Raw genomic sequence first — 23453 nt, 5'->3', positions numbered from 1 at the left:
CGGGCGTAAGCCCGGCGCCGCCAGCAGCCTGATCCGTATCCCCGGGGCCCAAGCGGCCCCTTTTCATTACTGGCTTTACATGTCCTGTCGCTCATTAGCCGACCGCGTTGATGCCTTGCTGCCTCAGACGCAATGCACCAAATGCGGTTACGACGGCTGCCGGCCCTATGCCGAGGCCATCGCCCAGGGCGCCGCCCCGATCAACCGCTGTCCGCCCGGCGGCGAGGACGGCGTCGCCGCCTTGTCCGCGCTGCTCGGCACGCCCCTGCTGCCGCTCGATCTGTCACGCGGGGAACCCGGCCCGCTGCTCGTCGCGCGCATCGACGAATCGCATTGCATCGGCTGTACGCTGTGCATCCAGGCCTGTCCGGTCGACGCCATCGTCGGGGCCAACAAACACATGCACACCGTGCTGGACGACTGGTGCACCGGCTGCGACCTGTGCGTGGCGCCCTGTCCCGTCGACTGCATCGAGATGGTGCCGGCCGGGCGCGCATGGACCAGCGAGGACGCCGCCGTCAGCCGCGAGCGTCATCGCCGTCATCAGGTGCGCGCCGAGCGCCTGGCTGCCGACAACGCGCGCCTGATGGCGCCGGAGATGCCCGAAGCGCCCGCGCCCGTGGCGCCCGCCGCCGAGGATGCGCAAAAGGAAGACCGCAAGCGCTCCGCCATCGAATCCGCGCTGGCCCGCGCCCGGGCCCGCCGCAATCCCACGCAGTCATGAACGCCGCTAAACGTCGAGAGATCTTCGCCCGCCTGCAGGCGGCCAACCCCACCCCCACCACCGAACTGGAATACGCCACGCCGTTCCAGCTGCTGATTGCCGTGCTGCTGTCGGCACAGGCGACAGACAAGTCGGTCAACATCGCCACGCGCAAGTTCTTCCCGCAGTACGGCACGCCCGAGGCGCTCTTGGCGCTGGGCGAGGAAGGGCTTGCCGACTACATCAAGACCATTGGCCTGTTTCGCACCAAGGCCAAGAACGCGATCGCCACCAGCAAGATCCTGATCGAGCAGCACGGCGGCCAGGTGCCGCAAACGCGCGAGGCCCTGGAGGCCTTGCCCGGCGTCGGCCGCAAGACCGCCAACGTGGTGCTCAACACCGCGTTCGGACAAGCAGCCATGGCGGTGGACACGCATATATTCCGCGTATCAAATCGCACCGGCATCGCGCCCGGAAAAAACGTGCTGGAAGTCGAGCAAAAACTCATGAAGTTCGTGCCCAGCGAATATCTGCTGGACGCGCATCACTGGCTTATCCTGCACGGCCGCTACGTTTGCGTGGCGCGCAAGCCGAAGTGCCCGCAATGCGGCATTTCCGACCTTTGCGAATTCAAGCAGAAAACGCCTGCCTGACATCTGCGCGCTGGTATTCACCCGCGATTATGCGAGCGGAAAACCGGGTTTTCCCTCGCCTTTTGCCGCGTGACATCTTGATGACGATCAACGCGTAATTGCTGCAATGCATTTGCATATCGGGAGCCCATTCTCCCCATAAGCACACTGCATTGTCGGCATGCCGACAATTGGCCTTTCCGCAGTGCAAAACCTATGACAAACCCTCATGGAATTTTGATTGCGACGTCCGCATACTCGCCGGCAACTCATAAGAAAACTGAGCACGCAAACAGTTTTCCAACCCTGCGGGGGCCTGACGCAATGACGCCGGGCGGAGACCATATAAATACAACGCTGGTGCAGCGAACATGGATGACACAATCCTGGAGACAAAAGGCCTCACCAAGGAGTTCCGCGGCTTCGTCGCGGTCAACGGGGTCGATTTGCGTATCAAGCGGGGCGAGATTCATGCCTTGATCGGGCCTAACGGCGCGGGCAAGACCACATGCTTCAACCTGCTGACCAAATTCCTCGCTCCCACGTCGGGCAGCATCAGGTTCAATGGCATCGACATCACCGGCGAGCGGCCCGCGCAGATCGCACGGCGCGGCATCATCCGGTCGTTCCAGATCTCGGCGGTGTTCCCGCACCTGACCGTGCTCGAGAACGTGCGGATCGGCCTGCAGCGCAAGACCGGCCTGTCCTATCACTTCTGGCAAAGCGACAAGCGGCTCGCCTCCTTGAACGAGCCGGCGCGCGCGCTGCTTGAACAGGTGGACCTGGGCGGTTTTGCCGACGAGACCACAGTCAACCTGCCGTACGGCCGCAAGCGCGCGCTCGAGATCGCCACCACGCTGGCGATGGAGCCCGAGCTGATGCTGCTGGACGAACCCACCCAGGGCATGGGCCACGAAGACGTGGACCGCGTCACGCAATTGATCAAGCGCGTGAGCGCCGGGCGCACCATCCTCATGGTGGAACACAACATGAACGTCGTGTCCTCCATCGCCAACACCATCACCGTGCTGGCGCGCGGATCAGTGCTGGCCGAAGGTTCCTACGCCGAAGTCTCCCGCCATCCGGCCGTGATGCAGGCTTACATGGGCACGACCGACGGCGAACTTCAAGGAGCGCACGCATGAGCACCCCCGCACTCGAAATCTCGGGCTTGAACGCCTGGTACGGGGAATCGCATATCCTGCACGGCGTGGACATGCGCGTTGGACAAGGCGAGGTCGTCACGCTGCTGGGCCGCAATGGCGCCGGCCGCACCACGACGCTGCGCGCCATCCTGGGCCTGACCGGTTCGCGCAAGGGCTCGGTCCGCATCCATGGCACCGAGGCCATCGACCTGCCCACTTACAAGATTGCCCATTTGGGCGTGGGCTATTGCCCCGAGGAACGCGGCATCTTCGCCAGCCTGTCTTGCGAGGAGAACCTGCTGCTTCCGCCAGTCGTGGGCTCGCTTGGCGGCGGCATGTCGCTGGCCGAGATCTACGACATGTTCCCCAATCTGCAGGAACGCCGCAATTCCCCGGGCACGCGCCTGTCGGGTGGCGAACAGCAGATGCTGGCCGTTGCGCGCATCCTGCGCACCGGCGCAAACCTGCTGCTGCTCGACGAAATCTCCGAAGGCCTCGCGCCCGTCATCGTGCAGGCGCTGGCCCGCATGATCACGGCGCTCAAGCAGCGGGGCTACACCATCGTCATGGTGGAACAGAATTTCCGCTTCGCCGCGCCGCTGGCCGACCGCTTCTATGTCATGGAGCACGGCCAGATCGTCGAGCACTTCGAAGCTGCCGAACTTTCAGAAAAACAGGACACGCTCAACGAACTGTTGGGCGTCTAAAGCAACCTGTGTCATCCGCCGGAACCCCGGCAAACACCACACCGTAGGGAAGAGGAGTCATCCCATGAAGCTGCACACCATCACTGCTGCACTGGCCATGGCGGGCCTGGGATTCGCGGGGGCAACCGCCCACGCTCAAGGTATCTCCGACGATGTCATCCGCATCGGATTCATCACCGACATGTCGGGCGTTTACTCCGACATCGACGGCAAGGCGGGCCTGGAAGCCGTGCGCATGGCGGTCGAGGACTTCGGCGGCACGGTCAACGGCAAGAAGATCGAAATCGTCTCCGCCGACCACCAGAACAAGGCCGACGTCGCTTCGGCCCGTGCCCGCGAATGGTTCGACCAGCAGAAGGTCGACGTCATCATCGCCGGCACCAACTCGGCTACCAGCCTGGCCATGGCGGCGGTGGCCGCTGAAAAGAAGAAGCCCTTCATCGCAGTGGGCGCCGGTTCGTCCGACCTGACCAACGCCCAATGTTCGCCTTACACCGTGCACTACGCCTACGACACCGTGGCGCTGGCCCGTGGCACCGGCTCGGCAGTGGTGAAGGACGGCGGCAAGAGCTGGTTCTTCCTGACTGCGGACTACGCGTTCGGCCACGCGCTGGAGCGTGACACGATGGCAGTCGTCAAGGCCGCGGGCGGCGAAGTGAAGGGCCAGGTGCGCGCACCGCTGGGCGCCTCGGACTTCTCGTCGTTCCTGCTGCAGGCGCAAGCCTCCAAGGCGCAGATCCTGGGCATGGCCAACGCCGGCGGCGACACCATCAACACGGTCAAGGCCGCCAACGAATTCGGCGTCACCAAGAGCATGAAACTGGCCGGCCTGCTGGTGTTCATCAACGACGTGCACTCCCTCGGCCTGGACGCCACCAAGGGCATGTACTTGACCGACGGCTGGTACTGGGATCAATCCGACGCCTCGCGCGCCTGGTCCAAGAAGTTCGAGTCCAAGGTCGGCCGCAAGCCTTCCATGCTGCAGGCGGGCGATTACTCGTCGGCGATGTTCTACCTGAACGCCGTCAAGGCCACCGGCTCGGATAACGGCGACGACGTGATGAAGTGGATGAAGTCGAACAAGGTGAACGACTTCTTCGCCCAGGGCGGCGTCGTGCGCGAGGACGGCCGCATGGTCCACGACATGTACCTGATGCAAGTGAAGACCCCGGCCGAATCCAAGGGCCCGTGGGACTACTACAAGGTGGTGGCGACGCTGCCTGGCGACGAGGTCTACACCAAGTTGTCCGAGTCCACCTGCAAGCTGGTCAAGAAATAAACCGGCGCATGTGATCCCGGATGCGGTCCGGGCCGACAGCCCGGCCGCATCCCTCCTGACTAGCTCGCTTCCTTCCGTACCGCGCAGGACTTTCACACGATGACTGACATTTTCGGCATCCCCATACAGGCCTTGTTCGGCCAGCTGTTACTGGGCCTGGTCAACGGTTCCTTCTATGCAATGCTGTCGCTCGGACTCGCCGTCATCTTCGGGCTGCTCAACGTCATCAACTTCGCCCACGGCGCTCTCTACATGCTGGGCGCCTTTATCGCATGGATGGGGCTGTCGTACTTTGGCCTGAATTACTGGATCATGCTGATCCTGGCGCCGCTGATCGTGGGCCTGTTCGGCATCATCATCGAAAAGCTGCTGCTCAAACACCTTTACAAGCTCGACCACCTGTACGGGCTGCTGCTTACCTTCGGGCTGACGCTGCTGATCGAGGGGCTGTTCCGCAGCTTCTACGGCGTGTCGGGCCAGCCGTATCCCACGCCCGAGGCCCTGCGCGGCGCGACCAACCTGGGCTTCATGATCCTGCCGAACTACCGCGGCTGGGTCGTGGCGGCGTCGATCATCGTCTGCTTTGCCACGTGGTACGTCATTGAACGCACCCGCCTGGGCGCCCTGCTGCGCGCCGGCACCGAGAACCCGCGCCTCGTGGAATCCTTCGGCGTGAACGTGCCGCGCATGATCACGCTGACCTATGGGTTCGGCGTGGCGCTGGCGGGCTTTGCCGGGGTGCTGGCCGCGCCGGTGCTGCAGATCTCGCCGCTGATGGGATCGAACCTCATCATCGTCGTGTTCGCGGTGGTCGTGATCGGGGGCATGGGGTCCATTCTTGGCGCCATCGTCACCGGATTGGGCCTGGGCGTGATCGAAGGCCTGACCAAGGTGTTCTGGCCCGAAGCGTCCAGCACGGTCGTCTTCATCATCATGGCCATTGTTCTGTTGATCCGCCCGGCCGGGCTGTTCGGAAAAGAAAAATGAATCGTCAATTCCTGGGCTATGCGGTCTTGGCCATCGTGGTGGCCTTGCTTCCCTTCGCAGGCGTGTATCCGATCTTCGCCATGAAGGTCATGTGCTACGCCCTCTTCGCGTGCGCCTTCAACCTGCTGCTGGGCTTCACCGGGCTCTTGTCCTTCGGCCACGCCGCCTTTTTGGGCAGCGCGGCCTATGCGGCCGGGCACAGCATGAAGGTCTGGGGCCTGCCCACCGAGCTGGGCCTGCTGTTCGGCGTGGCCGTGGCGGCGCTGCTGGGCCTGGCCATGGGCGCGCTGGCCATCCGCCGCAGCGGCATCTACTTCGCCATGATCACGCTGGCGCTGTCGCAGATGGTGTTCTTCTTCTTCCTGCAGGCCAAGTTCACGGGTGGCGAGGACGGCCTGCAGAGTGTGCCGCGCGGCACGCTGTTCGGGCTGATCGACCTGTCCAAGGACATCAACCTGTACTACCTGGTGATGGCCATCTTCATCATCGGCTACTTCATCATCTGGCGCACGGTGAACTCGCCCTTCGGGCAGGTGCTGCAGGCGCTGCGTGAAAACGAGCCGCGCGCCATCTCGCTGGGTTACGACGTGGACCGCTTCAAGCTCGTGGCCTTCGTGCTGTCGGCCGCCCTGGCGGGCCTCGCAGGCGCCACCAAGACGCTGGTATTCGTATCGGCCACGCTGTCGGACGCCACCTGGCAGATGTCCGGGCTGGTGATCCTGATGACGCTGATCGGCGGCCTGGGCACGTTGACCGGTCCGGTGCTGGGCGCGTTCATCGTGGTGCTGCTGGAGAACAAGGTGGGCGACTTCGGCCAGATGATGGCCAACCTGACCGGCGTCGAATGGTTCCTGCGCCTGGGCGAGTCCGTCACCATCGTGAGCGGCCTGATCTTCGTGGTCTGCGTGCTGGCGTTCCGGCGCGGCATCGTGGGCGAACTGGGCGCGCTCTTCAACCGCCGGCGCGCCGCCCGCGCGTGATCCGACTGATCGGTTGATTGACCCCCGGGGCCGCGCACAGCGGCCCCGTTGCATTGGGGCGTGCGGCAGCGCCCCGTACAATGGCAGGCACCTCACTACACAGGTGCCGACCATGCGCATCACGCATCTCGTTCCCGGCCTCGGCGCGCTCGCGCTGGCCGCCGCCCTGCTGTCCCCCGCCGCGGCCCAGGCCGCGCCCGCCGCCCCCGTTTGCGAAGTCGACCGGCCCGTCCGTTTCAGCGGACTGAACTGGGAATCCAATCTTGTCCTGGCCGGCATCGAGCGCTTCGTGCTGGAACACGGCTACGGCTGCAAGACGTCTGTTGAAATCGGCGAAACCCTGCCCATGCTGGCCGCACTGCAACGCGGCGACGTCGATGTCACGCCCGAGGTCTGGCCCGGCCAGATCGAAGGCGCCTGGAAGAAGGCGCTGGCCAGCGGCAAGGTGCTGGGCGTGGGCCACGTCTATGACGCCGGCGAAGGCTGGTACGTGCCGCGCTACACCGTCGAGCGGCACCCGGAGCTCAAGTCCGCTGCCGACCTGGCGCGCTTCAAGGAGGTTTTCGCGGACCCCGAAGACCCGGGCCGCGGCCGCATCTACGGATGCCCGGCCGGCTGGGCCTGCGGCACGCTGAACGACAACCTGCTGCGCGCGCTGGAACTGGACAAGGATTATTCACTGTTCGCGCCCGGCTCCGGCGCCGCGCAGAAGGCCGCCATCGTGTCGGCCTACAAACGCAAACGCGACATCGTCTTCTACTACTGGACGCCCACGTCGCTGGTTGGCGCGCTGGACCTGGTCAAGCTGGAACTGCCCGCGTTCGACCAGGCGGCCTACACCTGCATGACCGATCCCAAGTGCGCGAACCCCGTGCCCACGCAGTTCAAGCCCAATCCGGTCGTCACCGGCGTGAACGCCGATTTTGCCAAGCAGGCGCCGCGCGTGACCGAGTTCCTGTCCAAGCTGACCGTGCCCGACGAAGCCATCGACGCGACGCTGGGATGGCTGGAAAACGAGGGCAAGGAGCCGGAGGACGCTGCGCGCTACTTCCTCAAGCAGTACGCGCCCGTCTGGCGGCAATGGATGCCCGCGGACGTTGCCGATCGCGTGCAGGCGGCGCTGGCCAAGGAATAGCAGTCCGGCTCATGTATTCTGGCGATTCGGCGTTTTGGACCCGCTTCGCGCCCGATCGCCAACCCGATTCAAGCTAAGGATGACAATCATGGATGCCTTGTTCTGGCACAACGGTCACTGGACCACTGAAAACCCCAAACTGCTCGGCCCGGCCGACCACGCCTTCTGGATGGCCAGCATGGTCTTTGACGGCGCGCGCGCCTTCCGCGGCCTGACGCCCGACCTGGACCTGCACTGCCAGCGTGTCGTGCGCTCGGCGGAAAAGATGCTGATGAAGCCGCAACTGGCCTGGGAAGAAATCCAGGACCTGTGCCTGCAGGCCGTGGCGCGTTTCCCCGAAGGCTCCGAGCTCTACATCAAGCCCATGTTCTTCTGCGCCGACGGCTTCCTGCTGCCGGACGCCGACAAGACCCAATTCGTGCTGCATGTGTTCAAGGTGCCGATGCCGGGCGACCAGGGCTTTTCCGCCTGCTTCTCCAGCTTCGCGCGCTCGTGGCCCAACATGGCGCCGACCGACGCCAAGGCCTCGTGCCTGTACCCCAACGGCCAGCGCGCCATCCGCGAAGCCGCCGAAAAGGGGTTCGACAACGCCATCATGCTGGACGGCGCGGGCAACCTGGCCGAGTTCGCCACCAGCAACCTGTGGCTGGCCAAGGACGGCGTCGTATCCACCCCCGTGGACAACGGCACGTTCCTGAACGGCATCACGCGCCGCCGCGTGCTGGCGCTGCTGAAGGCCGATGGCATCCAGGTCCAGGAACGCAGCCTGACGCGCGCCGACGTCGAAGCAGCCGACGAAGTGTTTTCGTCGGGCAACTACGGCAAGGTGGTGCATGTAAACCGCGTCGAGGACCGTCCGCTGGAATACGGCCCGATCGCGCGCCGTGCGCATCAGCTGTACATGGAGTACGCGGAAAGCACGCGCCGCTGACAACGCAGCCGCAAGCCCGCTCGCACCCCGCGCGGGCCGTCAGGCAAATAACAGCAAGGCGGCGTACGCTGTGGGCTTCCGACCGTGAGGCCCGATCATGCAAAGCAGACGCGAATTCCTGCGCCACGGCGCCACCCTGACCGGCGCCGCCGCCGCCCTGTCGCTGTTTCCCCCCGCGATCCGCCGCGCGCTGGCCATTCCGGCCGACCGCCGCACCGGCACGATCCGCGATGTCGAGCACATCGTGATCTTCATGCAGGAAAACCGTTCGTTCGATCACTATTTCGGCGGTCTGGCGGGCGTGCGCGGCTTTGGCGACCGCTTTCCCATCCCGGTGCCGGACAGCCCCGATGCCCGGCATCGCACCGTCTGGGCCCAGTACAACGACAAGCCGGATGAAGGCGCGCCGCGCACCGTCCTGCCGTACCGTCTGGATACGCGCGAAGCCTACGAGGCCATGCGCGTGGCGAGCACGCCGCACACCTGGTCCAACGCGCAGGACGCCTGGGACGCCGGCCGCATGGGCAACTGGCCCGCTGCCAAGAAGAATCATTCGATGGCCTACTACACGGAAGGCGACCTGCCCTTTCAGTACGCCATGGCCCGCGCCTTCACCGTCTGCGACGCCTACCATTGCTCGTTCACCGGCGGCACCAACACCAACCGCCTGTTCCTGTGGACCGGCACCAATGACGGCCTGGCGCGCGGCAATGGCCCGGCGATGGGCAATGTCTACAACAAGCTCACCGGCGGCGACCCGGCTGGGGCCTACACCTGGACGACGTATCCCGAACGGCTGGAACGGGCCGGCGTGAGCTGGCGCATCTACCAGAACATGGCGGACAACTATTCCCTCAATCCCACGGCGGGCTTCAAGGCCTATCGCGATGCGTACCAGGATCTGCCGGGCGCGCTGGCGGCGCTCAAGCACAAGGCGCTGGCCACGCGCGACCTGGACCTGCTGCGCCAGGATGTGCTGGACGGCACGCTGCCCCAGGTGTCCTGGATTTGCGCCACCAAGGCGGGCTCGGAACATCCCAGCCCGTCCAGCCCCGCGCAGGGCGCCGACTACACGGCGCGTGTGCTCGACGCGCTGACCGCGAATCCCGCCGTGTGGAGCAAGACGGTGCTGCTGCTGATGTTCGACGAGAACGACGGCTTCTTCGACCACATGCCGCCTCCGGCGCCGCCATCGCGTCTTCCCTCCGGCGAGCTGGCCGGCGCCTCCACGGCCGACACCGCGGGCGAATATCACGAACATCTATCCGGCGTTGAAAAGGACGACACGCCGGCGCATCTGCATGGCGCCTACGGGCTGGGGCCGCGCGTGCCCATGTATGTGTTGTCGCCGTGGACCAAGGGCGGCTGGGTCAATTCGCAGGTTTTCGATCACACGTCGGTGTTGCGCTTCATTGAGCGGCGCTTCGGCGTGGCCGAGCCGAACATCTCGCCGTGGCGGCTGGCGGTCTGCGGCGATCTGACCAGCGTGTTCGATTTCGCGGCGCCCGACGACGGCAACCAGCTGCGGGGCCTGCCCGCCACGGCCGAACGCGCGGCCCGCGCGGCCGCGCTGTCGGGCACCGTCAAACCGCCAGCCCCGCTTGACCCCGCGCCCGCCCGCCAACACGCCGGCACACGCCCGTCGCGCACGCTTCCCTATGCGCTGCAGGCTCACGCCCGCGTCCAGGACGATGGCGTCACCTTGCGGTTCGAAAACGTGGGCACGGCGGGCGCGGTGTTTCACGTCTACGACCGGCTGGACCTGGAGCGCGGGCCGCGCCGGTACACCGTGGAGGCCGGCAAGACGCTCGACGGCACGTGGCCCGCCGCACCAGACGGGCGCTATGACCTGTGGGTGCTGGGCCCCAACGGCTTTCACCGGCACTGCGCCGGGCGTATCGGGCAGCCGTCGCTGGCGGTCGTGGCGGCTTGCGACGGCGCGGGCGCGCGGCTGCGCGTGTCATTGCATAATCCGGGCACCCGGCCGCGCGTCTACCGCATTGACGCCAATGCCTATGGATACCCCGGCGACACCGAAGCCGAGCTGGCTGCCGGCGAATCCCGCGAGCTTGCCTGGGAAATGTCACGCAGCGGCGGCTGGTACGACATCAGCGTGCGCGACACGCAGGATCCGTCCTTTCTGCGCCGCTTTGCGGGGCGCATCGAAACCGGCGCCGACTCGACATCGGATCCCGCGATGGGAGAGGAATTGATAGTGCGATGGACGCCCGTGCCTTGACGCCGCCCTCTGAAAAAACGGCGCCGCCGCGCCATTCGTCGGCAAGCCGCGCCGTAAAAGAAAACGCCGGCCCCTCGCGGCGGCCGGCGTTCTGGTCTGGCGCGTGGCGTCAGGCCGCTTCGGCGCCCTTGCCCAGCCCCAGGTAGCTTTCGATGACCTTGGGGTCACCAGCCAGCTCGCGCGCCGGGCCATGCAGGATGACCTCGCCGGTTTCCAGCACGTAGCCGTAGTCGGCCACCTGCAGCGCCGCGCGGGCGTTCTGTTCGACCAGCAGGATCGCCACGCCGGTCTCGCGCAGGCGCGCAATGATGTGGAAAATCTCGCGCACGATGCGCGGCGCAAGGCCCAGGCTGGGTTCGTCCAGCATCAGGAGTGTGGGCTTGGCCATGAGCGCGCGGCCCACTGCCAGCATCTGGCGTTCGCCGCCCGACAAGGTGCCGGCCTGCTGGGCGCGGCGCTCGCGCAACCGCGGAAACAGGTCGAATACTTCGTTCAGCGTGTCGCGCCAGCCGCTTTCGCGGGCGCGGTACCGGCGAAAGCCGCCGAGCAGCAGGTTGTCTTCCACGGACATGGTGCCGAAGAGTTCGCGGCGCTCGGGCACCAGCGACATGCCTGCCGCCACGCGGCGCTCGACCATCCAGCCCGACACGTCCGCGCCGGCGTAATGCACGGCGCCGGCGGCGTGGCCGGTCTGCGGCAGCGAGCCCATGATGGCGTTGAGCATCGTGGACTTGCCGGCGCCGTTGGCGCCGATCACGGTGACGATGCTGCCGGCCGGCACGCTGAGCGAGGCGCCTGCCAGCGCGCCGACCTTGCCGTAGCGGGCCGACAGGTTGCTGACTTCCAGGACGGGGGAATTGGTTGCGCTCATCACACGCCTCCCGCGGGCACGGCCTTGGCCTGGTCGGCTTCGGGCAGGTCGTCGTCGATGCCGCCCAGGTAGGCCTCCAGCACCGCCGGGTTCTTTTGCACGTCGGCCGGCACGCCTTCGGCCAGCTTCGTGCCGAAATCCATCACCACGAGGTGGTTGGTCAGGCGCATCACAAAATCCATGTCATGTTCGACGAGCAGAATGCTCATGCCTTCCGCGCGCAGCTGTTCCAGCACGCGCGCCAGGTCCTGCTTTTCCTTGTAGCGCAGGCCGGCGGCCGGCTCATCGAGCAGCAGCAGCAAGGGGTCGCAGGCCAGCGCACGGGCAATTTCCAGGATGCGCTGCTGGCCCAGGGCCAGGTTTCCGGCCTGTTCGTACAGATATTCACCCAGGCCCACGCGCTTGAGCTGCTCGGCCGCCTCGTGCAGCAGCTGCGCTTCACGCGCACGGTCCGAATGCAGCGCGCCCGACAGCACGCCCACGTCCGAACGCAGGTGCGCGCCCAGCGCCACGTTTTCCAGCACGGTCATGCCCGGCAGCAGCTGCACGTGCTGGAACGTGCGGCCCACGCCCATCTTGGCGATCTCGCGCGCCGAACGGCTGTCGATGCGCTGGCCCATGAACGTGACCTGGCCGCGCGTCACCGGCAACACGCCGCTGATGAGGTTGAAGGTGGTGCTTTTGCCGGCGCCGTTCGGACCGATGAGACCCATGATCTCGCCAGAACGCACCTTGAAGGTGATGTCGTTCACGGCCACCAGACCGCCAAATTCCTTGCGGATGGCGTCGACTTCCAGCACGACCTGGCCGGGCTGCGGGCGCTCGCGCGTCGGCAGGGCCGGGGCCGCCGCGGGCGGCGCCAGGTTGCGGCGCGAACCATCGGCGCCGGTGATGCTGCCCCACCAGCCCGACAGGATCGGCCACAGCCCGTTGCGCGCGTACTGCAGCATCAGGATCAACAGCACGCCGAAGACGATCATCTCGAAGTTGGCGTTGGTGTCCAGCAGCTTGGGCAGAAGGTTCTGCAACTGGTCCTTCAGCACCAGGATGACGCTTGAACCCAAGAGGGCGCCCCAGACGTAGCCCGCGCCGCCGACCACCGCCATGAACAGGTATTCGATGCCGTAGTTCAGGCCGAAGGGGCTGGGGCTGACCGCGCGCTGCATGTGCGCATAGAGCCAGCCCGACAGGCAGGCCAGGAGCGCCGCCCAGACGAAGATCACGATCTTGTACGCCGCGGTGTTCACACCCATGGACTCGGCCATGCCCGCCCCGCTCTTCAACGCGCGGATGGCGCGGCCCGGACGCGAGTTGAGCAGGTTGCGCGTGGCCCACAGCGCCAAGAGGACGCAGACCCAGATCAGGTAGTAGATGTGGCGGCCGCTGGCCAGCGACATGCCGAAGATGCTGATGGGCTCGATGCCGGCAATGCCGTCATGCTTGCCCAGCCAGTCGATGTTGCCGAACAGGTAATACAGCGACAGGCCCCAGGCGATGGTGCCCAGCGGCAGGTAGTGACCCGACAGGCGCAACGTGATCGCGCCCAGCAGGTAAGCCACGACGGCGGTCAGGATGAGGCCCGCGGGCAGCGCCAGCCAGGGCGACACGTCGTATTGCGTCGTCAGGTACGCAGTCGTGTAGGCGCCCAGCCCCACGAACGCGGCCTGCCCGAAGGACGTCAGGCCGCCGACGCCGGTCAGCAGCACCAGGCCCAGCACGACCAGGCTGGCCAGACCGATGTAGTTCAGTTGCGTCACCCAGAATTCGGGCGTGGCCGACACCATCGGCAGGCCCGCCAGGACGACGAGAAAAACGGCAAGCAGAATGCGGTTCATGGCTTATTCCTCTTCGTCCGCGTGATGGGTGCTGAACGAACGCCAGACCAGAACCGGGATGATCAGGGTGAAGACGATCACTTCCTTGTATGCGCTGGCCCAGAACGACGAGAAGGATTCGAGCACGCCGACGAGCAGCGAGCCAGCCGCCGCGATGGGATAGCTGGCCAGACCGCCGATGATGGCGCCGACGAAGCCCTTCAGGCCGATCAAAAAGCCCGTGTCGTAATAGACCGTGGTGATGGGCGCGATCAGCATGCCGGACATGGCGCCGATGCCCACGGCCAGCGTGAACGTCAGCGAACCCGACATGTTGGTGCTGATGCCGACCAGGCGCGCGCCGCGGCGGTTGACGGCGGTGGCGCGCAGCGCGCGGCCGTACAGCGTCTTGCCGAAGAAGATCCACAAGGCCAGGATGAGCAGCGCGCACGTGGCGACCACGAACAGGCTTTGCGCGGACCACGTCATGAAGCCCAGATCGACCTGCCCGCTCACGAATGCCGGCGTGCGCCAGCCTTCGGCGCCAAAGAACACGAGCGCCAGGCCCATCAGCGCGAAGTGAACGGCAACGGAAACGATCAGCAGCACCAGCACGGTGGCTTCGGCGAGCGGCTGGTAGACGATGCGGTAGACCATCGGGCCCATCGGAATCACCAGCAACAGCGTCAGCAGCATGTTCAGCCACAGCGAGTTATCCGGACCGGTATAACTACGGGTCAGCCAGAACAGCGCCAGCGGCAGCACGACGCAGGTCGCAATGGTCTTGGGCAGGCCGGCGGCGCTGCGGGTGCGCACGGCGCGCATCAGCTCGAGCGCCAGGCACACCAGGCCCAGCAACGGCAGCAGGTAGGCAGTGCCCGGCACCTTGCCGTCCACCAGCATGGCCAGGGTCAGGGCGCCAAACGCCACGAACTCGCCCTGGGGAATGAAAATGACGCGCGTGACGGCGAAAACCAGTACCAGAGCCATGCCCAGGAGGGCATAGATGGCGCCGTTGACGACACCGTCTTGCAGCAGGATCAGCGCAATTGATGAATCCATCTAACAACTACCTTGTGGTTTCTTGGTGTTCCGACCCCACCCGGAACACTGATACGACACACCGGCCGGAAAGGCCGGTGCGAAGTCCTGCCGGGCGCGGCGCGGCGGGCGGTGTCCCGCCCCCGCGCCTCGGGCGCCCGCTATGGGCAGCCCGCGCTCGGGCGATCCTGGGGCATTACAGGCCGGGCTGGTAGACCCACTTGCCGTTTTCCACCTTGACCATGACGCGCGAGCGCTCGTCAAAGCCGGCGTGGTCCGTGGGCGACATGTTGAACACGCCTTGCGACACGGCCAGGTCCTTCACGCCTTCCAGCGCGTCGCGCATCGCGGCACGGAATTCGGGCGTGCCGGGCTTGGCGCCCGTCTTGAGCGCCACGGGCAGCGCGGCGACGACCAGCTGGCCGGCATCCCACATGTGGCCGCCGAACGTGTTGGTCGAACCGGCGCCGTTGGCCTTTTCGTAGGTTTCCACGTAGGCCAGTGCCGACTTCTTGACCGGGTTGCTGTCAGGCAGTTGCGCGGCGACCAGCAGCGGGCCGGCCGGCAGGTACATGCCGTCGCAGTCCTTGCCGCAGACGCGCAGCACGTCGTTGTTGGCGGCGCCGTGGGTTTGGTAGATGATGCCGCCGTAGTTGCGGGCCTTCAATTCCTTTTGCGGCAGCGCCGACGGGGTGCCGGCGCCGGCGATCAGGATGGCGTCGGGCTTGGCGCCGACCAGCTTGAGCACCTGGCCCGTCACGCTGGTGTCGGTGCGGCCGTATTTTTCGATGGCGACGATCTCGATGCCCTTGGCCTTGGCGGCCTTCTGCATCACGTCCAGCCAGCCGTCGCCGTAGGCGTCGGCAAAGCCGATGAAGCCCAGCGTCTTGACCTTGGACTTGGCCATGGCGTCAGCCAGGGCGCCGGCCATCAGCGCGTCGTTCTGCGGGGTCTTGAAGACCCAGCGGCGCTTGTCGTCCACGGGTTCGACGATCTTGGCGCTGGCGGCCACGCTGATCATCGGCACCTTGGCTTCGGCGGCCACATCGACCATCGCGAGCGAGCCCGGGGTGATGGACGTGCCGATCAGCACGTCGACCTTGTCGTCGGAGGCCAGCTTGCGCGAGTTCTTAACGGCCTGCGTGGTGTCGGTGGCATCGTCCAGCACGATCCATTCGATCTTCTGGCCGGCGACTTCCTTGGGCAGCAGGGCCACGGTGTTGCGCTCGGGAATCCCCAGCGAGGCGGCGGGGCCAGTGCTGGCCACCGTGACGCCAACCTTGACCTGTGCGCTCGCCAGAAGCGGCAGAGTCAGGGCTACAGCGGCCGCGGCCGCGGACAAGCCGAAGTGCTTGCGCATGTTTTTGTCTCCTGTGGTTGGCTCTTGTGTGCCTCGAACGAGGCGAAGCGAGCCTGTTTAAAGTTATACAGAAAAAAATATTATATGGTTAAAACAGTATCAGATGACGTAGCGCAACTACGGTAATTCCCTGATGTGCTACGGAAATCGTGATCTGGCAAACGCATTTGTTAATGGCGAACTTGTACTTGAAAGGGTCGCAGGCGTCATGTTGGGGGATTCCCTTGGGGCGACTGGGGTTTTCAAGGGGGCTCAGCGGCCCAGCATCGGCCACACCCGTTCGACGCGCGACGCAACCCAGGCGGCCACCACGGCCTTGACCAGATCGCCGGGCAGGAACACCGCGACCGCACCGGCGGCCTTGGCCATGTCCATCTTCGCCACCGCCGCCAGCCACGGCACGCCAAACGCGTACACCACCGCAATGCCGCCGACGACGCAGGCGGCCACGTAGCCCGCCAGCCCCATCCACGTGCCCGATGCGCGCGCGGCCAGGCGGCGCGCCAGCCAGCCCGTCACGAATGCGCCGGCCACCATGCCGACCAGGAACCCGCCCGTCGGACCGAAGAACGCGCCCAGTCCGCCGCGGCCGCCCGGCAACACGGGCAGGCCGACCGCCGCAAGCGCCAGATACAGCAGGCACGCCAGCGCGCCACGCACGGGGCCGAGCATGGCGCCGGCCAGCATCGCGCCAAGCGTCTGCAAGGTGATGGGCACGGGAATGCCGGGCATGGGAATGGGCGGCATCAGGCTCAGGACGACGATCAGCGCCGCAAACAACGCTACCAGCACCGTATTGTTCGATTTCATGGGGTTCCCCTCGGGTATGAATATTGGGCGCGTGCCGTCAGAAGCTGCGCGCGTCGATCGCTTCGGACACTTCCTGGGCCCGTTTCAAGGTCAGCACGATCAGCGGCACGATCAGCGCGACCGGGTTTGCGCCCAGACCGCGCGCGGCCTGCGCCTCGCGGATCTCCTGGAAATTGCGCCAGATCTCCGGCACGAAGCGCAGCGCCAGCGCGAGGGCCAGCGCCACCTTCTCGGCATCGACCAGCCCCGTGCACTCCAGCGGCCGCAAGGTCCGCTCGCAGACGGCGATCAGGTCGGACGTGCGCGTGGACAGAGTCACGGCAAGGGCCAGGCCGACCATCGCCGCCACACGCAGCACGACGGCCAGGGCCTCGATCGGCCCCTGGAACCAGCCGGTGAACAGCGCCACGGCCAGCAGCACCCAGAGCAGCCCGCGCACCTGGCGCCACACGGCCGCCGCCGCGACGCCCGTGGACCAGACCATCGCCACCGAGACGCCAAAGGCAAACGCCAGCCAGAGCGGATCGCGCAGCAGGAACAGACCCGCGCCCGCCGCCACCAGCGCCAGCAGCTTTACCCATGCCGGCAGCCGGTGCAGCGGCGTGTCGCCCGTGACGTACAGCGGCTCCATCATGAGCAGTGCTCCCGGTACCAGCGCAGCGCGGGGGCTGGCGTGTCGTCGGCCGCGATCACGCCGTCACGCACGACCAGCACGCGATCGAAATCCTCAAGCAGTTCCAGGTCATGGGTCACGACGATGGCGTCGTGGGGCAGCCCGTCGATGGCGGCGCGCACCCGGTTGCGGTTGCGCAGGTCGAGCTGCGTGGTGGGCTCGTCAAAGACGATGAGCGCGGGCTCCATGACCAATACGGCGGCCAGCGCCACCAATTGGCGCTCGCCGCCGGACAGCGTGTGGCTGCTGCGGTCGGCCAGATGGCCCACGCCCAGCCGGTTCAATTGGCTGTCGATGCGAGCCTCGCGCTCGTGGCGGTCAGGCGCCAGACGCTTCAGGCCGAACGCCAGGTCTTCGCGCACGATGGGAAAGACGATCTGGTTTTCCGGGTTCTGGAAGACAAAGCCAACGCGGGCGCGCACGGCCTTCAGCTCCCGCCGCGTATCCAGCCCGTCAACGCGCACGCTGCCCGACGTGGGCGCCACCAGGCCATTGACCAGGCGCGCCAGCGTGCTCTTGCCGGCGCCGTTGGGACCGACGATGCCGACGCGGCGTTCGGCCAGGGTGAGACTCACCCCGCGCAACACTTCCGCCTGGGGCGTCGACACTACCGCCTGGTCAAACTCGATTAACATGGGGCGGGATTATGCCCGAACCATTTCGGGCATCGCGACTCCAAGAGCTCATATGGAAAAAGTACGCAAAACCGACGCCGAATGGCGCGCCCAGCTTTCCCCCGAAGAATACGTGGTCACCCGCCAAAAGGGTACCGAACGCGCGTTCACCGGGCGCTACTGGGATACTTTCACCCCTGGCATCTACCGCTGCGTCGGCTGTGGCACCGCGCTGTTCGCATCCGACACCAAATTCGACGCCGGCTGCGGCTGGCCCAGCTACTTTCAGGCGCTGGACCCCGAACTGGTGCGCGAAGAACGCGACATCAGCCACGGCATGGTTCGCACCGAAGTGCTGTGCAACGTCTGCGACGCCCACCTCGGCCACGTCTTTCCCGACGGCCCCGAACCCACCGGCCTGCGCTACTGCATCAATTCCCTGTCGATGACGTTCGAGCCCCTAGAAGACTGATGAAGAAGTTCCTGTTCGACCTCTTTCCGCTGCTCCTGTTCTTCATCGCCTACAGGTATACGGACATCTTCACCGCCACGGGCGTCGCCATGGCGGCCGCGGTGGCGCAGATCGTCTGGCTCAAGGCCACCGGGCGCCCCACCGAAGCCATGCACTGGATCAACCTGACGGTCATCCTGGTGTTCGGCGGCGCCACCATCTGGCTGCACAGCGACGTCTTCATCAAATGGAAGCCCACGGTGCTGTACTGGATGTTCGGCGGCGCGCTGGTCTTTGCCCGCCTGTTGTTCAAGCGCAACCTGATCCGCCGCCTGATGGAAAAGCAGATCCAGTTGCCGGACGCCGCGTGGGACAAGCTGAACATGATCTGGGCCGCCTTCTTCTTGATTGCCGGCGCGCTCAATCTGTATGTCGCGTTCTCGGGTCACTTCACCGAATCCCAATGGGTCAGTTTCAAGGCCTTCGGCCTCATGGGACTGATGATCGTCTTCGTGATTGGCCAGTCCCTGTGGCTGGGCAAGCACATCCAGACCGAGGAAAACACGCCGGCCAACCCGGGCGCCACGCCGCCCGGCAAGCCCTGAGCTTCCCATGCCAGAAACTACCGACCGTATCGCCCTGATCCGGGAGCGCCTTGCCGTCCTGGAACCCGTCAGCCTGGACATCCTGGACGACTCCCATTTGCATGCCGGCCACGAAGGCAGTAAAAACGGCGCCGGCCATTACCGCGTCATCATCGTAGCGCCTTGCTTTACGGGGCTCTCCGCCGTTGCGCGGCACCGGCTGGTGTATCATCATTTGCAAGATTTGATCCCCTATCCGATTCATGCGCTTGCGCTTGACGCCCAGGCTCCCAAATAGAAAGTAAAAGGATATTCATGAAACGCATCGTCATGCTGGCTGCGGCCTGCGTCATCGCCGTGCCGGCTTTTGCGCAAAACGTGGCAACCGTCAACGGCAAGGCCATCCCGCAAAAGAGCCTGGATCAATTCGTCAAGCTCCTGGTCGGCCAAGGCGCCACCGATTCGCCCCAACTGCGCGAACAGGTCAAGCAGGAAATGATCAACCGCCAGATCTTCGTGCAAGCCGCCGAATCCAGCGGCATCGCCAAGCAGGCCGACGTCCAGACCGAAATCGAACTGGCTCGCCAAGGCATCCTGGTCCGCGCGCTGATGGCCGACTACCTGGCCAAGCACCCCGTCACCGACGCCCAGGTCACCGCCGAATACGAGAAGATCAAGAAGGAACAGGCCGGCAAGATGGAATACAAGGTCCGCCACATCCTCGTCGAAGACGAGAAGAAGGCGAACGACCTGCTGGCCCAGTTGCAGAAAAACAAGGGCAAGTTCGACGACCTGGCCAAGAAGAACTCGAAGGACCCGGGCAGCGCCGAAAAGGGTGGCGATCTGGGTTGGGCGCCCCCGACCAACTACGTGCAGCCGTTCGCGCAAGCCGTGACGCAGCTCAAGAAGGGCCAACTGGTCGACAAGCCGGTCCAGACCCAGTTCGGCTGGCACATCATCATGGTTGACGACACCCGTCCGGTCGAATTCCCGCCGATGGATCAGGTCCGCCCGCAGCTGGAAGAAATGCTGCGCCAGCAAACCCTGGCCGACTACCAGAAGCAACTGCGCGAAAAGGCCAAGATCCAGTAAGGTCTGCGCTGCTCAAATAACTGCCCGCCGATCGCGGGCAGTTTTTTTTGCGCTCGACTCAGGTGTCAGACACCCCTTGAGGCGCCCTCCCCCAAGCAGAAGAACCTCTCTGCGGGGTGTCTGACACCGCCCCCCCCAGCAAGCAATAAAAAGGGCTGCACGCCGGTGGCGTGCAGCCCTTCTTCGTTAGCGCGCGGAAGCGTCCAGGCTAGGAAACGCCCAGCAGCGCCTTCAGTCCATCTTCATCCAGCACCGGCACGCCCAGTTCCTGGGCCTTGGTCAGCTTGCTGCCGGAATCTTCGCCCGCGACCAGATAGGCCGTCTTCTTGGACACCGAGCCGCTGACCTTGCCGCCCGCGGCCTGGATGTGCATCGAGGCCTCTTCGCGCGTCCAGTTGGGCAGCGTGCCGGTCAGCACGAAGGTCTTGCCGGCCAGCGTGGTGTCTTGCGGCGCGGCTTCGGCCACCGGGTTCACGCCCTGCGACTTCAGTTGCTCGATGACGTCGCGGTTGTGCTGCTCGGCAAAGAAATGCCGGATCGACGCGGCCACCACGGGCCCCACGTCCGGCACCGACGACAAGGCGTCTTCGTCCGCGTCCATGATGGCGTCGATGCTGCCGAAATGCCGCGCGACGTCCCGCGCCGTGGTTTCGCCCACGTGGCGGATGCCCAGCGCGAAGAGCAGCCGGGACAGGTTGGGAGAGCGCGCCTTCTCGATGGCGGCCACCAGATTGTCCGCGGACTTCTGGCCCATGCGGTCCAGGCCCACGAGTTCCAGCGGACGCAGGCTGTACAGGTCTGCCAGTGTCTTGACGCGGCCGCTGTCCACCAACTGGTCCACCAGCTTTTCGCCCAGGCCTTCGATGTCCAACGCCTTGCGGCTGGCCGCGTGCCACAGTGTCTGCTTGCGCTGGGCGCCACAGAAAAGGCCCCCGGTGCAGCGCGCGATGGTCTCGCCTTCCAGGCGCTCGATGGCCGACTCGCAGACCGGGCATTGCGTGGGCATGACGAATTCCCGCGCATCATCGGGCCGCTTTTCCAGCACCGGGCCCAGCACTTCGGGAATCACGTCGCCCGCGCGCCGCACGATGACGGTGTCGCCAATGCGCACGTCTTTCCGGCGGATCTCGTCTTCGTTGTGCAGCGTGGCGTTGGTGACGGTGACGCCGCCCACGAACACGGGCTTGAGCCGCGCGACCGGGGTGATGGCGCCCGTGCGGCCCACCTGCACCTCGATGTCCACCAGCGTCGTGGTGGCTTCTTCGGCCGCGAACTTGTGCGCCAGCGCAAAGCGCGGCGCGCGCGCCACGAAGCCCAGCACCTTCTGCGCGGGCAGCGAATCAACCTTGTAGACCACGCCGTCGATGTCGTACGGCAGAGTGGCGCGCAAGGCGCCCACCTTGGCGTAGAAGTCCATCAAGCCTTGCGCGCCGCTTGCGCGGTGGTTGTGCACCACATTGACCGGCAGCCCCAGCGAGGACAGCCACTCCAGCATGGCGCCGTGGGATTTCTCGGGCAGTTGCGACGCCTGCGCCGCGCCCGCGGAGGCTTCGTCGAACAGGCCGCTCTGCGAGCCGGGCAAGCCCTGGACCTCGCCCCAGCCGTAGGCGAAGAAACGCAGCGGACGCTTGGCCGTGATGCGCGGATCGAGCTGGCGCAGGCTGCCTGCCGCCGCATTGCGCGGATTGACGAAGACCTTTTCGTCGCGCTTGGCCTGCGCGGCGTTCAGCTTTTCGAAGTCGGCGCGGTTCATCAGCACCTCGCCACGCACCTCCAGCACCTTCGGGGCCGCGCCCTTCAACTGCAGGGGAATTGCCTTGATCGTGCGGATGTTGGACGTGACGTCCTCGCCGGTCTGGCCGTCGCCGCGGGTGGCGGCCTGCACCAGGCGGCCGTCCTCGTAGCGCAGGCTGATCGCCAGGCCGTCGAGCTTCAGTTCACAGAAGTAGTCCGGCTGCTGCGCGGGTCCCAGCATGCCGGCGCCGCGCAGCGTCTCGGTGACGCGGCGGTCGAAGGCGGCGACCTCTTCCTCGGAAAACGCATTGTTCAGCGACAGCATCGGCACCACGTGGCGCACGCTGCCAAACGCGGAGACCGGCGCCGCGCCCACGCGCTGCGTGGGCGATTCCGGCGTTACCAGTTCCGGGTGCTCGGCCTCCAGGGCCTGCAATTCGCGCATCAGCCCGTCGTACTCGGCGTCCGAGACGGAAGGCTCGTCGTAGACGTAGTAGCGGACGTTGTGCTGTTCGATTTCGGCACGCAGGCGCGCCGCGGCTTGCGCCGGGTTCTCGCCGGACCTGCTTGCCATCAGGCAAACACCCGCTGGGCGCGCTCGCTGCCGGCGGGCAGACCCGCTTGTTCGAGTTGGCCGAAGAGAACCTGCAGGCGCTCGTCGATGACGGCTTCAGAGCCATCGGCCAGGGGCTTGCCCTGATCGTCGACCAGCTCGGCGCGCAGGCGCGACGCCAGGTCGCGGCCCACGTCGACCATGCGGCCAAAGGCGCGGGTGTCGGCCGGGCTGCACGGCACGTCCAGCAGCAGGTACAGGCGTTCGATGCCGCCCATGCCCGCGTCGAACGCCGCGCCGTCTGCGCGGGCCAGCGTGAAGCGGGCCACGCCGTTTTCGTTGGGCCACGCAAGGCGGTTGCCGTCGGCGACGAAACCGACGTCGCGCGCCACGGCCAGGACTTCGGCGGCCGGTTGGGCCGAGCCCAACAGCAGCGTCAGGCCAACCTGGGTATCCAATGCGGCGCAGGTGTCGTCCAGTCGGGCGCCCTGCTCCAGCACGGCCTGCTGGTCGGGGCCTTCGATCGTGGCGTCAAAGCGCTCGGCCATGTCCTGGGCACGCGCCCAGGCTTGCGACCATTCGATGGCGGTCAAGGGACCGCTGCGATTGGCCAGCAGCACGGCCAGCTGCATGGAGGCATAGGATTCGCCGGAATGGACGCGCGCGCGGTGGCGGCGCTGGTCTGTTTCGGCGAACACCCGCATGGGCTTGCGGCCCACGCTGCGCAGGCTCTGCATGTAAGGCAGCAGATCCGCGCCGCGCACCGCGTCGGCAAAGTTGATCTCGATGACCACTTCGCACGCGGGATCGGGTTCTTCCGCGTCGTCGGCATCGCTGCCGGGATCGACCGGGGCCGGTTGGCCAGGCTGCGCGCGCGCGGGCTCACCGCCCATGCCGGGCTCGCGCCGGGCCACATTGGCCGTGGCGGCGCCCGCCGCCCCCGCGCCCAGCAGCGGATCCTGTTCGGAAGTGGGAAAGTGGCTCTGCATCTTGCGGCGCACGCGCCGGTCCTGCCACCAGTTGAATCCCAACACCAGCAGTATCAGCAAGACGCCCAGGGCTATCAGCCCGATCTGCAAATCACTCATGTGTAAATCCCGCGCCTGGAAGGCGGCGCC

At 66.0% G+C, this 23453-nt stretch carries 23 protein-coding genes; 14 read left to right on the top strand and 9 right to left on the bottom strand.

Going from position 1 to position 23453, the window contains the following annotated elements:
* The first annotated feature begins 79 nt into the window (after positions 1-79).
* The 10 genes from rsxB to HV786_RS03465 all read left to right on the top strand — a co-directional run bounded on the left by rsxB (position 80) and on the right by HV786_RS03465 (position 10738).
* The gene (gene rsxB, locus HV786_RS03510; RefSeq protein ID WP_175209987.1) at positions 80-724 is read left to right on the top strand and encodes an electron transport complex subunit RsxB; all 645 of its coding nucleotides are present in this window, start codon (positions 80-82) and stop codon (positions 722-724) included.
* Positions 721-1356 carry an endonuclease III gene (gene nth / locus HV786_RS03505; RefSeq protein ID WP_128827650.1) on the top strand — a complete coding sequence of 212 codons (636 nt, stop codon included), beginning with the start codon at positions 721-723 and terminating at the stop codon, positions 1354-1356. Before rsxB ends, nth begins: the two co-directional genes overlap by 4 nt.
* 350 nt (positions 1357-1706) lie before the next feature.
* A complete protein-coding gene (locus tag HV786_RS03500; RefSeq protein ID WP_056321825.1) occupies positions 1707-2480 on the top strand; it encodes an ABC transporter ATP-binding protein in 774 nt (257 codons plus the stop codon).
* Positions 2477-3187 (top strand): ABC transporter ATP-binding protein, encoded by a 711-nt coding sequence (locus HV786_RS03495; RefSeq protein ID WP_062840538.1) that lies wholly within the window; start codon positions 2477-2479, stop codon positions 3185-3187. The genes HV786_RS03500 and HV786_RS03495 overlap by 4 nt, the downstream gene beginning before the upstream one ends.
* A gap of 64 nt (positions 3188-3251) precedes the next feature.
* Positions 3252-4466 carry an ABC transporter substrate-binding protein gene (locus HV786_RS03490; RefSeq protein ID WP_062840537.1) on the top strand — a complete coding sequence of 405 codons (1215 nt, stop codon included), beginning with the start codon at positions 3252-3254 and terminating at the stop codon, positions 4464-4466.
* Between the two features lie 99 nt (positions 4467-4565).
* On the top strand, positions 4566-5453 hold the full coding sequence (locus HV786_RS03485) for a branched-chain amino acid ABC transporter permease (RefSeq protein ID WP_128827649.1): 888 nt from the start codon (positions 4566-4568) through the stop codon (positions 5451-5453).
* Positions 5450-6433 (top strand): branched-chain amino acid ABC transporter permease, encoded by a 984-nt coding sequence (locus HV786_RS03480; RefSeq protein WP_128827648.1) that lies wholly within the window; start codon positions 5450-5452, stop codon positions 6431-6433. The genes HV786_RS03485 and HV786_RS03480 overlap by 4 nt, the downstream gene beginning before the upstream one ends.
* A 112-nt stretch (positions 6434-6545) precedes the next feature.
* The gene (locus HV786_RS03475; RefSeq protein ID WP_128827647.1) at positions 6546-7568 is read left to right on the top strand and encodes an ABC transporter substrate-binding protein; all 1023 of its coding nucleotides are present in this window, start codon (positions 6546-6548) and stop codon (positions 7566-7568) included.
* Between the two features lie 88 nt (positions 7569-7656).
* Complete coding sequence (locus tag HV786_RS03470) at positions 7657-8499, top strand: branched-chain amino acid aminotransferase (protein ID WP_128827646.1); 843 nt, start codon at positions 7657-7659, stop codon at positions 8497-8499.
* A 97-nt stretch (positions 8500-8596) separates the two neighbouring features.
* A complete protein-coding gene (locus tag HV786_RS03465) occupies positions 8597-10738 on the top strand; it encodes a phosphocholine-specific phospholipase C (protein WP_175209985.1) in 2142 nt (713 codons plus the stop codon).
* Positions 10739-10847: 109 nt separating this feature from the next.
* On the opposite strand, the gene HV786_RS03460 is transcribed toward HV786_RS03465, so the two are convergent.
* From HV786_RS03460 to HV786_RS03430, 7 genes are all read right to left on the bottom strand, one after another.
* On the bottom strand, positions 10848-11609 hold the full coding sequence (locus HV786_RS03460; RefSeq protein WP_056321805.1) for an ABC transporter ATP-binding protein: 762 nt from the start codon (positions 11607-11609) through the stop codon (positions 10848-10850).
* Complete coding sequence (locus HV786_RS03455; RefSeq protein ID WP_175209983.1) at positions 11609-13444, bottom strand: branched-chain amino acid ABC transporter ATP-binding protein/permease; 1836 nt, start codon at positions 13442-13444, stop codon at positions 11609-11611. The genes HV786_RS03460 and HV786_RS03455 overlap by 1 nt, the downstream gene beginning before the upstream one ends.
* Before the next feature lie 3 nt (positions 13445-13447).
* Entirely contained in the window at positions 13448-14485 is a 1038-nt protein-coding gene (locus HV786_RS03450; RefSeq protein WP_128827645.1) for a branched-chain amino acid ABC transporter permease, read from the bottom strand.
* Between the two features lie 175 nt (positions 14486-14660).
* Positions 14661-15824: an ABC transporter substrate-binding protein gene (locus tag HV786_RS03445; RefSeq protein ID WP_128827644.1), complete on the bottom strand. Its 1164-nt coding sequence runs from the start codon at positions 15822-15824 to the stop codon at positions 14661-14663.
* A 252-nt stretch (positions 15825-16076) separates the two neighbouring features.
* A complete protein-coding gene (locus HV786_RS03440) occupies positions 16077-16634 on the bottom strand; it encodes a biotin transporter BioY (RefSeq protein ID WP_062840531.1) in 558 nt (185 codons plus the stop codon).
* 37 nt (positions 16635-16671) lie between these two features.
* Entirely contained in the window at positions 16672-17268 is a 597-nt protein-coding gene (locus tag HV786_RS03435) for an energy-coupling factor transporter transmembrane component T family protein (RefSeq protein ID WP_175209981.1), read from the bottom strand.
* Positions 17265-17942, bottom strand: coding sequence for an energy-coupling factor ABC transporter ATP-binding protein (locus HV786_RS03430; protein ID WP_128827643.1), 678 nt, complete (start codon positions 17940-17942; stop codon positions 17265-17267). The genes HV786_RS03435 and HV786_RS03430 overlap by 4 nt, the downstream gene beginning before the upstream one ends.
* Before the next feature lie 52 nt (positions 17943-17994).
* Between HV786_RS03430 and msrB the strand changes: the two genes are divergently transcribed.
* The 4 genes from msrB to HV786_RS03410 are packed head-to-tail and all read left to right on the top strand — an operon-like array spanning position 17995 to position 20048.
* Positions 17995-18393 (top strand): peptide-methionine (R)-S-oxide reductase MsrB, encoded by a 399-nt coding sequence (msrB, locus tag HV786_RS03425; RefSeq protein WP_056321785.1) that lies wholly within the window; start codon positions 17995-17997, stop codon positions 18391-18393.
* Positions 18393-18977, top strand: coding sequence for a septation protein A (locus HV786_RS03420; RefSeq protein WP_056321782.1), 585 nt, complete (start codon positions 18393-18395; stop codon positions 18975-18977). The genes msrB and HV786_RS03420 overlap by 1 nt, the downstream gene beginning before the upstream one ends.
* Before the next feature lie 7 nt (positions 18978-18984).
* Positions 18985-19254 (top strand): BolA family protein, encoded by a 270-nt coding sequence (locus tag HV786_RS03415; protein WP_056321779.1) that lies wholly within the window; start codon positions 18985-18987, stop codon positions 19252-19254.
* A gap of 17 nt (positions 19255-19271) precedes the next feature.
* Entirely contained in the window at positions 19272-20048 is a 777-nt protein-coding gene (locus HV786_RS03410) for a peptidylprolyl isomerase (protein ID WP_056321777.1), read from the top strand.
* A gap of 208 nt (positions 20049-20256) precedes the next feature.
* Here HV786_RS03410 and ligA read toward each other — a convergent pair whose 3' ends face one another.
* Both ligA and HV786_RS03400 read right to left on the bottom strand, forming a co-directional pair.
* Positions 20257-22356 (bottom strand): NAD-dependent DNA ligase LigA, encoded by a 2100-nt coding sequence (ligA, locus tag HV786_RS03405; RefSeq protein ID WP_128827642.1) that lies wholly within the window; start codon positions 22354-22356, stop codon positions 20257-20259.
* On the bottom strand, positions 22356-23423 hold the full coding sequence (locus tag HV786_RS03400; protein ID WP_175209979.1) for a cell division protein ZipA C-terminal FtsZ-binding domain-containing protein: 1068 nt from the start codon (positions 23421-23423) through the stop codon (positions 22356-22358). The genes ligA and HV786_RS03400 overlap by 1 nt, the downstream gene beginning before the upstream one ends.
* Positions 23424-23453: the final 30 nt, after the last annotated feature.

Origin of the sequence: Achromobacter mucicolens, from assembly GCF_902859725.1 — a bacterium.
GTDB classification, from domain to species: domain Bacteria; phylum Pseudomonadota; class Gammaproteobacteria; order Burkholderiales; family Burkholderiaceae_B; genus Achromobacter; species Achromobacter mucicolens.
Note: the sequence above shows the minus strand (reverse complement) of the source record. Positions and strands in the feature narration are given on the sequence as shown.

Coding starts and splice junctions, on each gene's coding strand:
- rsxB (WP_175209987.1), top strand. CDS start 80: ATGTCCTGTCGCTCATTAGCCGACCGCGTTGATGCCTTGCTGCCTCAG.
- nth (WP_128827650.1), top strand. CDS start 721: ATGAACGCCGCTAAACGTCGAGAGATCTTCGCCCGCCTGCAGGCGGCC.
- HV786_RS03500 (WP_056321825.1), top strand. CDS start 1,707: ATGGATGACACAATCCTGGAGACAAAAGGCCTCACCAAGGAGTTCCGC.
- HV786_RS03495 (WP_062840538.1), top strand. CDS start 2,477: ATGAGCACCCCCGCACTCGAAATCTCGGGCTTGAACGCCTGGTACGGG.
- HV786_RS03490 (WP_062840537.1), top strand. CDS start 3,252: ATGAAGCTGCACACCATCACTGCTGCACTGGCCATGGCGGGCCTGGGA.
- HV786_RS03485 (WP_128827649.1), top strand. CDS start 4,566: ATGACTGACATTTTCGGCATCCCCATACAGGCCTTGTTCGGCCAGCTG.
- HV786_RS03480 (WP_128827648.1), top strand. CDS start 5,450: ATGAATCGTCAATTCCTGGGCTATGCGGTCTTGGCCATCGTGGTGGCC.
- HV786_RS03475 (WP_128827647.1), top strand. CDS start 6,546: ATGCGCATCACGCATCTCGTTCCCGGCCTCGGCGCGCTCGCGCTGGCC.
- HV786_RS03470 (WP_128827646.1), top strand. CDS start 7,657: ATGGATGCCTTGTTCTGGCACAACGGTCACTGGACCACTGAAAACCCC.
- HV786_RS03465 (WP_175209985.1), top strand. CDS start 8,597: ATGCAAAGCAGACGCGAATTCCTGCGCCACGGCGCCACCCTGACCGGC.
- HV786_RS03460 (WP_056321805.1), bottom strand. CDS start 11,609: ATGAGCGCAACCAATTCCCCCGTCCTGGAAGTCAGCAACCTGTCGGCC.
- HV786_RS03455 (WP_175209983.1), bottom strand. CDS start 13,444: ATGAACCGCATTCTGCTTGCCGTTTTTCTCGTCGTCCTGGCGGGCCTG.
- HV786_RS03450 (WP_128827645.1), bottom strand. CDS start 14,485: ATGGATTCATCAATTGCGCTGATCCTGCTGCAAGACGGTGTCGTCAAC.
- HV786_RS03445 (WP_128827644.1), bottom strand. CDS start 15,824: ATGCGCAAGCACTTCGGCTTGTCCGCGGCCGCGGCCGCTGTAGCCCTG.
- HV786_RS03440 (WP_062840531.1), bottom strand. CDS start 16,634: ATGAAATCGAACAATACGGTGCTGGTAGCGTTGTTTGCGGCGCTGATC.
- HV786_RS03435 (WP_175209981.1), bottom strand. CDS start 17,268: ATGATGGAGCCGCTGTACGTCACGGGCGACACGCCGCTGCACCGGCTG.
- HV786_RS03430 (WP_128827643.1), bottom strand. CDS start 17,942: ATGTTAATCGAGTTTGACCAGGCGGTAGTGTCGACGCCCCAGGCGGAA.
- msrB (WP_056321785.1), top strand. CDS start 17,995: ATGGAAAAAGTACGCAAAACCGACGCCGAATGGCGCGCCCAGCTTTCC.
- HV786_RS03420 (WP_056321782.1), top strand. CDS start 18,393: ATGAAGAAGTTCCTGTTCGACCTCTTTCCGCTGCTCCTGTTCTTCATC.
- HV786_RS03415 (WP_056321779.1), top strand. CDS start 18,985: ATGCCAGAAACTACCGACCGTATCGCCCTGATCCGGGAGCGCCTTGCC.
- HV786_RS03410 (WP_056321777.1), top strand. CDS start 19,272: ATGAAACGCATCGTCATGCTGGCTGCGGCCTGCGTCATCGCCGTGCCG.
- ligA (WP_128827642.1), bottom strand. CDS start 22,356: ATGGCAAGCAGGTCCGGCGAGAACCCGGCGCAAGCCGCGGCGCGCCTG.
- HV786_RS03400 (WP_175209979.1), bottom strand. CDS start 23,423: ATGAGTGATTTGCAGATCGGGCTGATAGCCCTGGGCGTCTTGCTGATA.